Here is an 11,615-nt window from a genome sequence, read left to right as displayed (position 1 = left end):
CAGTTTCGAGCTAGGAGAGGGAGAGATCCCCTCTCTAGCGCATTGAATACCAACTCATCAAAGTGAGTTAAGAAGGAAGACATGACAATAGAGTGTAAAGTAAAATCGATATCACCATTAGCCAGCAATACTTACCATATCGTACTTAAGCCAAGTGAACACATTGAGTTTGTGGCTGGGCAATATCTCATGGTCGTTATGGGAGATAAGGATAAGCGCCCATTCTCTATTGCCAATAGTCCTCAGTCATCGGGTGAGCTGGAACTGCACATCGGTGCGGCCGAGCACAGCAGTTATGCTTTTGAAGTGGTTGAGCAGATTCGACATGCGCACGCTAACGATGGTGTGATTACCATTGATGTACCACACGGTAAAGCTGGTTTTCAGACGCCATCTGAGGATCGCGGAGTGTTGTTAATTGCCGGTGGTACGGGCTTTAGTTATGTGCGCTCTATTTTAGATTACTGTATTGAACAACAATTGCCGAACCCTATTTATCTTTATTGGGGCGGGAGAAACAGAGAACAGCTTTATCAGTATAAAGCGCTGACCGACTTGTCTGCTCAATACGATAATGTTCAGTTCAAGCCCGTTGTTGAGATCGCGACCGATGATTGGCAAGGCCATGTCGGTAATGTGCTTGAAGCCGTGGCGCAGGATTTTGAATCATTAGAAAAAATGGATATTTATATTGCCGGCCGTTTTGAGATGGCGGGTGCAGCCAGAAGTCAATTTACAGAACAAAAAGCGGCAAAAATAGACAGAATGTTTGCTGATGCTTACGCATTTATTTAAAGTTTAGCTTCTATTTTGGCCATCTTGAGTTAAAAAACGCCGATTAGGCGTTTTTTTTATTTATTTGCTAAAAAAGGCTTGCATCAAAATCTTCACTCCCTATAATGCGCACCCACTGACACGGCAAAGCGAGATGCTTAAATGCTTTATCAGTAAGACGGCAAAGAGTGATTCACTCTTTCGATAAAAAGTTTCAAAAAAGTGTTTGACACAGAAACTTAAATCGCTAAAATAGCCGTCCACTTCGAGGGAAAGCCTTGAAGCAAAGCTCTTTAACAATTTAAACACTATCAATCTGTGTGGGCACTCGTTGATGATAATCAATAGATTCTTAGGAATCACATTGGTTTCAATGAACTGAGTGACCAAACGAGTCGAAAGACTTGGCACAGTCAATTCACAGTCCTTATTCGGCAACGAATAAAGAATGTAATCAGTATTCATTGAGCCGCTCGAAAGAGCACAAAAACTTTAATTGAAGAGTTTGATCATGGCTCAGATTGAACGCTGGCGGCAGGCCTAACACATGCAAGTCGAGCGGAAACGAGTTATCTGAACCTTCGGGGGACGATAACGGCGTCGAGCGGCGGACGGGTGAGTAACGCCTGGGAAATTGCCCTGATGTGGGGGATAACCATTGGAAACGATGGCTAATACCGCATAATCTCTTCGGAGTAAAGAGGGGGACCTTCGGGCCTCTCGCGTCAGGATATGCCCAGGTGGGATTAGCTAGTTGGTGAGGTAATGGCTCACCAAGGCAACGATCCCTAGCTGGTCTGAGAGGATGATCAGCCACACTGGAACTGAGACACGGTCCAGACTCCTACGGGAGGCAGCAGTGGGGAATATTGCACAATGGGCGCAAGCCTGATGCAGCCATGCCGCGTGTATGAAGAAGGCCTTCGGGTTGTAAAGTACTTTCAGCAGTGAGGAAGGGGATTAGGTTAATAGCCTAGTTCTTTGACGTTAGCTGCAGAAGAAGCACCGGCTAACTCCGTGCCAGCAGCCGCGGTAATACGGAGGGTGCGAGCGTTAATCGGAATTACTGGGCGTAAAGCGCATGCAGGTGGTTTGTTAAGTCAGATGTGAAAGCCCGGGGCTCAACCTCGGAATAGCATTTGAAACTGGCAGGCTAGAGTACTGTAGAGGGGGGTAGAATTTCAGGTGTAGCGGTGAAATGCGTAGAGATCTGAAGGAATACCGGTGGCGAAGGCGGCCCCCTGGACAGATACTGACACTCAGATGCGAAAGCGTGGGGAGCAAACAGGATTAGATACCCTGGTAGTCCACGCTGTAAACGATGTCTACTTGGAGGTTGTGGCCTTGAGCCGTGGCTTTCGGAGCTAACGCGTTAAGTAGACCGCCTGGGGAGTACGGTCGCAAGATTAAAACTCAAATGAATTGACGGGGGCCCGCACAAGCGGTGGAGCATGTGGTTTAATTCGATGCAACGCGAAGAACCTTACCTACTCTTGACATCCATAGAACTTAGCAGAGATGCTTTGGTGCCTTCGGGAACTATGAGACAGGTGCTGCATGGCTGTCGTCAGCTCGTGTTGTGAAATGTTGGGTTAAGTCCCGCAACGAGCGCAACCCTTATCCTTGTTTGCCAGCACTTTGGGTGGGAACTCCAGGGAGACTGCCGGTGATAAACCGGAGGAAGGTGGGGACGACGTCAAGTCATCATGGCCCTTACGAGTAGGGCTACACACGTGCTACAATGGCGCATACAGAGGGTTGCCAACTTGCGAAAGTGAGCGAATCCCAAAAAGTGCGTCGTAGTCCGGATTGGAGTCTGCAACTCGACTCCATGAAGTCGGAATCGCTAGTAATCGTGGATCAGAATGCCACGGTGAATACGTTCCCGGGCCTTGTACACACCGCCCGTCACACCATGGGAGTGGGCTGCAAAAGAAGTGGGTAGTTTAACCTTCGGGGGGACGCTCACCACTTTGTGGTTCATGACTGGGGTGAAGTCGTAACAAGGTAGCCCTAGGGGAACCTGGGGCTGGATCACCTCCTTATACGAAAGATTATCTTTCGATGCGTGTCCACACAGATTGATAGAGTTTAAAAAGAGTTCAAAGAAACATTCCCATATGTTTCGAATAGTGTCCCGTTCGTCTAGAGGCCTAGGACACCGCCCTTTCACGGCGGTAACAGGGGTTCGACTCCCCTACGGGATACCACTTTACTGTTTATGGCCACAAGGCGGTAAACAAGAAAAGTTGGGTCGTTAGCTCAGTTGGTAGAGCAGTTGACTTTTAATCAATTGGTCGCAGGTTCGAATCCTGCACGACCCACCATTTCAAGATGGGGCTATAGCTCAGCTGGGAGAGCGCCTGCCTTGCACGCAGGAGGTCTGCGGTTCGATCCCGCATAGCTCCACCATCTTGAACATGGGCGATTAGCTCAGTTGGGAGAGCACCTGCCTTACAAGCAGGGGGTCACTGGTTCGAGCCCGGTATCGCCCACCATCTTTAAGCGCATTACTACTATGAGTAGAAATGAGTGTGTTTAAAAATGGTTTCTCTTTCATTAGAAAGACAATCATGCTCTTTAACAATTTGGAAAGCTGACAAAACAATCTCTTTGAGATTGTTTGTAAAAGTTCTCAATTATCTCTTTAAGAGATAACCAACACACAATCAAGTGTTCTTGGGAAAGCATAGCAATATGTTTTCAAAATTGAGTCCGGCAATATCGAGTTCGTGACATGTATAAAAACACGAACACACCTTGGTGACTAACCGCTTTACTTGTAAAGCACATCAACTCAAAAGACTCTTTTGGGTTGTATGGTTAAGTGACTAAGCGTACACGGTGGATGCCTTGGCAGTCAGAGGCGATGAAGGACGTACTAACTTGCGATAAGCGTAGATAAGGCAGTAAGAGCCACTTGAGTCTACGATTTCCGAATGGGGAAACCCAGCTGCATAAGCAGTTATCATTGTGTGAATTCATAGCACAATGAGGCGAACCGGGGGAACTGAAACATCTAAGTACCCCGAGGAAAAGAAATCAACCGAGATTCTGGAAGTAGCGGCGAGCGAAACCGGATTAGCCCTTAAGCTTTTTATGCGTCAGGTGAAGTGTCTGGAAAGGCACGCGATACAGGGTGATAGCCCCGTAACCGACAGCGCATATTCAGTGAAATCGAGTAAGGCGGGACACGTGATATCCTGTCTGAACATGGGGGGACCATCCTCCAAGGCTAAATACTCCTGACTGACCGATAGTGAACCAGTACCGTGAGGGAAAGGCGAAAAGAACCCCTGTGAGGGGAGTGAAATAGAACCTGAAACCGTGTACGTACAAGCAGTAGGAGCAGGCTTTGTCCTGTGACTGCGTACCTTTTGTATAATGGGTCAGCGACTTATATTCAGTGGCAAGGTTAACCGTTTAGGGGAGCCGTAGGGAAACCGAGTCTTAACTGGGCGCTCAGTCTCTGGATATAGACCCGAAACCAGGTGATCTAGCCATGGGCAGGTTGAAGATTGAGTAACATCAATTGGAGGACCGAACCGACTAATGTTGAAAAATTAGCGGATGACTTGTGGCTAGGGGTGAAAGGCCAATCAAACCTGGAGATAGCTGGTTCTCCCCGAAAGCTATTTAGGTAGCGCCTCGGACGAATACTACTGGGGGTAGAGCACTGTTAAGGCTAGGGGGTCATCCCGACTTACCAACCCTTTGCAAACTCCGAATACCAGTAAGTACTATCCGGGAGACACACGGCGGGTGCTAACGTCCGTCGTGGAGAGGGAAACAACCCAGACCGCCAGCTAAGGTCCCAAATTATAGCTAAGTGGGAAACGATGTGGGAAGGCTTAGACAGCTAGGATGTTGGCTTAGAAGCAGCCATCATTTAAAGAAAGCGTAATAGCTCACTAGTCGAGTCGGCCTGCGCGGAAGATGTAACGGGGCTAAGCTATAAACCGAAGCTGCGGCAATACAGTTTACTGTATTGGGTAGGGGAGCGTTCTGTAAGCCGTTGAAGGTGAGTTGTAAAGCTTGCTGGAGGTATCAGAAGTGCGAATGCTGACATGAGTAACGATAATGGGGGTGAAAAACCCCCACGCCGGAAGACCAAGGGTTCCTGTCCAACGTTAATCGGGGCAGGGTAAGTCGACCCCTAAGGCGAGGCTGAAAAGCGTAGTCGATGGGAAACGGGTTAATATTCCCGTACTGCTTATAATTGCGATGGGGGGACGGAGAAGGCTAGGTGGGCCTGGCGATGGTTGTCCAGGTTCAAGTGCGTAGGCTAAGGAATTAGGTAAATCCGGTTCCTTGTTAGGCCGAGACACGACGTCGAGTCACTACGGTGATGAAGTCATTGATGCCATGCTTCCAGGAAAAGCCTCTAAGCTTCAGATTATAAGCAATCGTACCCCAAACCGACACAGGTGGTCGGGTAGAGAATACCAAGGCGCTTGAGAGAACTCGGGTGAAGGAACTAGGCAAAATGGTACCGTAACTTCGGGAGAAGGTACGCTCTTGACGGTGAAGTCCCTTGCGGATGGAGCTATTAGGAGTCGCAGATACCAGGTGGCTGCAACTGTTTATTAAAAACACAGCACTGTGCAAAATCGTAAGATGACGTATACGGTGTGACGCCTGCCCGGTGCCGGAAGGTTAATTGATGGGGTTAGACTTAGGTCGACGCTCTTGATCGAAGCCCCGGTAAACGGCGGCCGTAACTATAACGGTCCTAAGGTAGCGAAATTCCTTGTCGGGTAAGTTCCGACCTGCACGAATGGCGTAATGATGGCCACGCTGTCTCCACCCGAGACTCAGTGAAATTGAAATCGCTGTGAAGATGCAGTGTACCCGCGGCTAGACGGAAAGACCCCGTGAACCTTTACTACAGCTTGGCACTGAACATTGACCCTACATGTGTAGGATAGGTGGGAGGCTTTGATGCATGGGCGCCAGTTCATGTGGAGCCATCCTTGAAATACCACCCTTGTAGTGTTGATGTTCTAACTTAGCCCCATTATCTGGGGTGAGGACAGTGCCTGGTGGGTAGTTTGACTGGGGCGGTCTCCTCCCAAAGTGTAACGGAGGAGCACGAAGGTGGGCTAATCACGGTTGGACATCGTGAGGTTAGTGCAATGGCATAAGCCCGCTTAACTGCGAGAATGACGGTTCGAGCAGGTGCGAAAGCAGGTCATAGTGATCCGGTGGTTCTGAATGGAAGGGCCATCGCTCAACGGATAAAAGGTACTCCGGGGATAACAGGCTGATACCGCCCAAGAGTTCATATCGACGGCGGTGTTTGGCACCTCGATGTCGGCTCATCACATCCTGGGGCTGAAGTCGGTCCCAAGGGTATGGCTGTTCGCCATTTAAAGTGGTACGCGAGCTGGGTTTAGAACGTCGTGAGACAGTTCGGTCCCTATCTGCCGTGGGCGTTGGAGAATTGAAAGGGGCTGCTCCTAGTACGAGAGGACCGGAGTGGACGAACCTCTGGTGTTCGGGTTGTGTCGCCAGACGCATTGCCCGGTAGCTAAGTTCGGAATCGATAACCGCTGAAAGCATCTAAGCGGGAAGCGAGCCTTGAGATGAGTTCTCCCTGGCGCTTTAAGCGTCCTAAAGGGTTGTTCGAGACTAGAACGTTGATAGGCAGGGTGTGTAAGCGTTGTGAGGCGTTGAGCTAACCTGTACTAATTGCCCGTGAGACTTAACCATACAACACCTAAAGGGTTTTTATCGGACTCGATAAAGAAACTTGATTGTGTCGAGAACACAAACAGCTTTCCAGATTATTTGGATTCTTCCTCGCTACATAGGTAGCGCCGGGATAAAGTTCGATAGCAAGGCAATTTGTGAACGAGCGAAGGAGTTTATGTTTTATAAATGACTGAGCGAGAGAGCAAATTAACACCGCTAGCGGGCTTTATAGCCAGCGGAAGAAACCAGACAAAATTTTGCTTGGCGACCATAGCATTTTGGACCCACCTGACTCCATGCCGAACTCAGAAGTGAAACAAAATTGCGCCGATGGTAGTGTGGGGCTTCCCCATGTGAGAGTAGGACATCGCCAGGCTGCTATTTAGTTTTCAGATTTTTAGAAAAATCTAAAGGCAAAAATTGTCTTCTTATTTTACTAAATCGAAAACAAACACAAGCTAAAGCGCGTAAGATAAGACTTTAGACTGTGAACAATTTGTGGAGAGATGGCTGAGTGGTCGAAAGCACCGGTCTTGAAAACCGGCAACCGTTAATAGCGGTTCTAGGGTTCAAATCCCTATCTCTCCGCCACTATTCAAAAAGCCTGACTCATTTGAGTCAGGCTTTTTTTGTGTTTGTAAAACAAGATCGCTGCGCTGCAAGATCGTTTCACTTCAAGGACGCTTCGCTCAAGTGGCAAGGTAAGAGCAGTGTGACACAGTCAATGACAGTCTGAAACAGTCCGCTTCGCTTAACACAGTGTAATACAGGTCATGTGCTGAGACTGTCCTACACTGTTTTATACTGTCTTTTACTGTTTTAGTCTTTATCTTGCTACTTTTTTATAGGCTTTTGGGTTGCCATGATCCAAATGCTATTCACGCTATGTTAACTCAGCAGTGGGCGTTTTTGATTTTGGGCTTTACCGCGTGATCGGTACGGGGTCAGCAGCTTTGAAGAAGCTCGATCATATCAGTGAGGGGGGGGTAGAGAAGCTCTGACCCCTGTATGTTGTATTCAAAGACGCTTCGCTGAAATAGAGTGTGACACAGTGAAAGACAGTGACCTTTACTGTGTTTCACTGTTTTATACTGTCTTATATTTTGGTTTTACCTAACTTAAACGGGGTCGGATTTGCGAAATAGACTGACTGACAGCGCACTCGGTATTATGCGGATCCGACCCCTGGAAGTGATGAACCCAATAGGCAGAGAATGACTTTTGGTGTTGTTGGTGTTGATTGTCATCATGTACGGTAATGGTTGAGGTCAGTCTTTGTTCTTTGCCAAAGTACGTTTTCGAGTCATAGGGGTCGGATCCACAACAGTTAGGCGCATAGGGTGAGTGCTGCGATCCCGCGAATCCGACCCCAGGGTGATTTCTTCCCACTCGTTTTTCTCAGTAACCCATCACTTTCGTGAACCACAGTGAAAGACAGATCGCTGCGCTACAAGATCGTTTCACTTCAAGGACGCTGCGCTCAAGTGGCAAGGTAAAATCAGTGTGACACAGTCAATGACAGTTTTACACAGTCCGCTTCGCTTAACACAGTGAAAGACAGGTTATGTGCAGAGACTGTCCTACACTGTTTTATACTGTTTCACACTGTCTTTTACTGTTTTAGTCTTAGGTTTTTTACTTGGAACGAAGTGATCTTGTGACTTGGAGCGAAGCGATCTTGCTACTTTTTTATAGGCTTTTAGGTTGCCATGATCCAAATACTAGTCACGCTATGTTAACTCAGCAGTGGGCGTTTTTGATTTTGGGCTTTACCGCGTGCTCGGTAGGGGGTCAGCAGCTTTAAAGAAACTCGATCATATCCGTTCGCATTGGGTGGCGAAGCTCTGACCCCTGTATGTTGTATTCAAAGACGCTTCGCTGAAATAGAGTGTGACACAGTGTAAAACAGATTGCTTCGCTTAACACAGTGCAAGACAGCGATCTTGCCACTGTCCTAAACTTTTAAGCGTAAAAAAATGCCTTCACAAGGAAGGCATGGATAAGGGATGACAGGGCGCTTGAAGCTAGGCACTTTCCTGAGCGATGAGCAAGGCGCGCTGTGTGACATCGTGAGCTGCTTTTGGCATGTCTTGATGTTCTAAGCACTGGGCTAAACTGGCGTAATCTTGGATGGAGGCACGTTGCTGTAAAGCTTGCTCTAATGCTTGTTGAGCATTGCTCCAATCCTGTTTAGCCATCAAGCGGTGACCCAGTGCACTTGCCGCTTCTGCGTGCGTTGGCATTTTATTCAAGGTTTGTTTCAAAATGGCAAACACTTGGTCATCAAGCCTTTCATGTAACTGTGCCAATTTTTGGAATGGCCAATCAAGAGAGCTCGACTTACAAATTGGTCTTAGCTGTCGCAAAGCATCTTCGTGCTTGCCAAGCTCAATCAGAGACTCAATGTAAACCTTGTTCACTTGCAGATCGTGTTTGGCCTTTCTTGGCAGCTCAACCCAAAAGTGAGCTAAGCCTTGATAATCTTTTTGGTCAGCGAGCGTCATCATCGGCAATGTTTGGCATTTTGCCATTAACGCTTGATACTCCTGATCCGAAATGAGTTGAAGCTTTTTCATTTTGGGCAGCAACTGGTGTAAAGATGCCCAGTCTTGCGTGGCGGCGTAGCATTCTTTTAGTTGCGTTAAGACAATCGCGTTATCAGGGTAATCTGTTTTCAACTGCTTAAGTAATAGAATTGCTTGTTGATATTCTTTGTTTTTTACCCATTGTTTTGCTTTGGTCAGTTCGATGGCCAGCGTAGAGCCATTTTGGTCATTAGCGAGTGTCAGGTAGTAATCTCTTTGCTCAATATCGCCTCTTGATTGCGCGGCTTCCGCGGCGATCAAGTAACACAAAAAAGGCACATCGTGGTGTTTCGCCCAGCGAGTGACTTTTTTCTCGGCCTTTTTCCAATCTCCTTCGAGTAAATGGACGATCCCTTCATTGGCCAAACGGCGCGAGTGACGCACTTTACGCAGCGAAAACCAATTAAAAGTATTAAAACCGAAACGCCAGGTTCTTTTAATCAGAAAGTCAATGGCGAAAATAGCCAGCAAGGTGAACACGATGAGAAGTGTAAAGGTGGTAAAGCTCATTTCAGTCGTGGTGTTGGCGATTGAAATCAGCACGTAGCCTTGTTCTCCAGAGTACTGAGTTCCAGCAAAAAGGCCAAAGCCCAGCAAGACAAAAAGGATGATCAGTTTTATCATTGAGAGATCTCCTTATTGGGCAAGGCAGAAACAGGCGTGACTGCTCTGCGGATGCGTTGACGAATGGTATCTTCAAGCTTAGGCGCTGAGACAATTTCATCAGGGTAGTTGGTGGTAATGTCTTTATTAGCCAGTTCCGAAATGTCTTTTTGGAAGGCAACAACAACAGGTGAAGTTTGGTTAAAATACTGTGTTGACCATTTGACCACCGTCTCTAGTGCCGATTGATAAATATCGCCACTTTCATCGTTGACGGAATGGATGGCGGTTTCAATTTTGGCCTGGATATTTTCCCGTAAATAAAAGTGTTGTTCTGGTGACAATAACGGTGTCGCACTGCCATCGCGAGTACGGAAAGTAATAAAGTTGTCAGCAAAGTCCTTCAGAGAGGTTCTTAAGTTATGCTGCCAATTGTCAATGCTGTCTGTCATTTGGTCTTTGGCTTGTTCTTCTGCTGGCGGCAAAATAGCGTTGGCCAGTGGTAAGAGATCCACTTGTTGCTGCAAAGACATGAGTTTTAAAATTAACCCATCGTGGTCAATGATCGGAATACTTTTAAGGCGAGTGATGTCGGTTGCCATTAAACGTCGTAGTGGCACCAAACTTGGGTCGTTCAGGGAAGCGATACGCTGATCCGCACTTTCGACTAACTCTGTTGCGGTGACAGGATCGTGCTCTAAAAACAATTTACGGCTGGCGAGTTTGACCAAGTAATCGGCTTCAGACAACAACCAATCATTGGGTCTTCTGCCCTGTACATCAGCCAGCGCCTTCTGCAAGCTTTCAATGCTGTTGTCTTGTTGCTTTATAAGTGTATTTTGTTGTTCGATTTGTTGCTGCCACTGTTGTTCTTTTTGTTGTAGCTGGCTAGAAAGTTGCTGTTTTTGTTGCGCGAACTTTTGCTCAAGCGTGTCGAGTTGTTGTGTCTGGCTGTTTTTGATACACAAATAGAGGTAGTAATTAAACGCTCCGAGTAAAAGCGCAACAACAATGATTAACAACGCCCATTTCTTTTTGCCAGATGGTTTTGGCTTTTTATTTTCCTGAGGCTCAGGTTGAACTGGCGTATGTGTTTCAGCGGAATGAGTTGACGTGCTCTCGGTTTGAGAATCATTCTCTGCCTTATTCAATGGCTGCGAAGGCTTGTTATCCGTACTGTTTTTTTTGTCATTCGTCATACATATTCTCACAATCATTAAAACCGAACTGAGTAATCGTTCGTAATATTTGTTGGTTGGATGCACCATTACTGCAATAAATTTTTTGCCAGGGCCATTGGTTGGCAAAATCCACCAGTCTTTCACTGGGAACGACCGCAGTGCATTGAGAGAGCCACTTTGGGTCAATCGCCGTGATGGGCTGACAGAACAATTCTATTTGCTCCCCACTGGTGAGTATAATGGTGTCGACCTTATGTTTTTTCCAGATATCTCGTTGTTGCTCAGCCGACCAAGTCGTGGCCATTTTTTGATAAGCCGTTAAGTAGTTTACTTGAGCTCCTCGGCGAATCAATTGTTGCTTGAGCAAATCACGACCACTGTTAGCTCTTAGTATCGTAATGCGTTTATTGGCGACCTGCTCTTGAGTGAGTTCTGGTAATAACAGGAAATGCTCACTATCAGAGACACTAGGATAGTGTACGTATTGTTGGGTCACTTTGCTTAAATCGTGTGCAGTTTTTTGACCAATGGCAAGATATCGAGGAGATTTAGGCCAATTTAAACCCTGCCGGTGTAAGTATTGATGACAAAATCGCACTGCATTAGGGCTGATGGCGATAGCGATGTCACATTGATTTAATGACGGCCACAAATAGGCTAAATCCCGCCCCTCAGCAAAGGTTATCAACGCGTGATGAAGCGCGGGTATACCTTGCCCGATAAGCGATTGAGTTAATGCTTGGCCGCTTTCATCTGGGCGTGTCACCAATACTGTCAT

Annotated in this window: 4 protein-coding genes, 5 tRNA genes and 3 rRNA genes; 9 read left to right on the top strand and 3 right to left on the bottom strand. The window is 47.1% G+C overall.

Going from position 1 to position 11,615, the window contains the following annotated elements; genetic code table 11:
• Nucleotides 1–81 precede the first annotated feature (81 nt).
• From fre to AB0763_RS12800, 9 genes are all read left to right on the top strand, one after another.
• A complete protein-coding gene (fre, locus tag AB0763_RS12840; protein WP_306102400.1) occupies nucleotides 82–795 on the top strand; it encodes an NAD(P)H-flavin reductase in 714 nt (237 codons plus the stop codon).
• A 472-nt stretch (nucleotides 796–1,267) separates the two neighbouring features.
• Nucleotides 1,268–2,819 (top strand): 16S ribosomal RNA (locus AB0763_RS12835).
• A gap of 89 nt (nucleotides 2,820–2,908) precedes the next feature.
• Nucleotides 2,909–2,984, top strand: a tRNA-Glu gene (locus AB0763_RS12830).
• A gap of 41 nt (nucleotides 2,985–3,025) precedes the next feature.
• Nucleotides 3,026–3,101, top strand: a tRNA-Lys gene (locus AB0763_RS12825).
• A gap of 9 nt (nucleotides 3,102–3,110) precedes the next feature.
• Nucleotides 3,111–3,186, top strand: a tRNA-Ala gene (locus AB0763_RS12820).
• Between the two features lie 10 nt (nucleotides 3,187–3,196).
• A tRNA-Val gene (locus AB0763_RS12815) sits at nucleotides 3,197–3,272 on the top strand.
• Between the two features lie 323 nt (nucleotides 3,273–3,595).
• Nucleotides 3,596–6,486 (top strand): 23S ribosomal RNA (locus AB0763_RS12810).
• A gap of 242 nt (nucleotides 6,487–6,728) precedes the next feature.
• Nucleotides 6,729–6,844: ribosomal RNA gene (gene rrf / locus AB0763_RS12805) — 5S ribosomal RNA — on the top strand.
• The 16S, 23S and 5S rRNA genes sit together here with 5 tRNA genes alongside, the layout of an rRNA operon.
• 124 nt (nucleotides 6,845–6,968) lie before the next feature.
• Nucleotides 6,969–7,059 (top strand) — tRNA-Ser (locus tag AB0763_RS12800).
• Between the two features lie 1,433 nt (nucleotides 7,060–8,492).
• Here the strand turns inward: AB0763_RS12800 and AB0763_RS12795 are convergent.
• From AB0763_RS12795 to AB0763_RS12785, 3 genes are read right to left on the bottom strand one after another with little or no spacing between them, the layout of a single operon-like run.
• Nucleotides 8,493–9,677, bottom strand: coding sequence for a heme biosynthesis HemY N-terminal domain-containing protein (locus AB0763_RS12795; protein WP_306102302.1), 1,185 nt, complete (start codon nucleotides 9,675–9,677; stop codon nucleotides 8,493–8,495).
• Nucleotides 9,674–10,855, bottom strand: coding sequence for a uroporphyrinogen-III C-methyltransferase (locus tag AB0763_RS12790; protein ID WP_306102303.1), 1,182 nt, complete (start codon nucleotides 10,853–10,855; stop codon nucleotides 9,674–9,676). Before AB0763_RS12790 ends, AB0763_RS12795 begins: the two co-directional genes overlap by 4 nt.
• Nucleotides 10,845–11,615: a uroporphyrinogen-III synthase gene (locus AB0763_RS12785; protein ID WP_306102304.1), complete on the bottom strand. Its 771-nt coding sequence runs from the start codon at nucleotides 11,613–11,615 to the stop codon at nucleotides 10,845–10,847. Before AB0763_RS12785 ends, AB0763_RS12790 begins: the two co-directional genes overlap by 11 nt.

The organism is Vibrio sp. HB236076 (assembly GCF_040957575.1).
Classification (GTDB): domain Bacteria; phylum Pseudomonadota; class Gammaproteobacteria; order Enterobacterales; family Vibrionaceae; genus Vibrio.
This window is presented reverse-complemented; position numbering and strand designations above follow the sequence as displayed.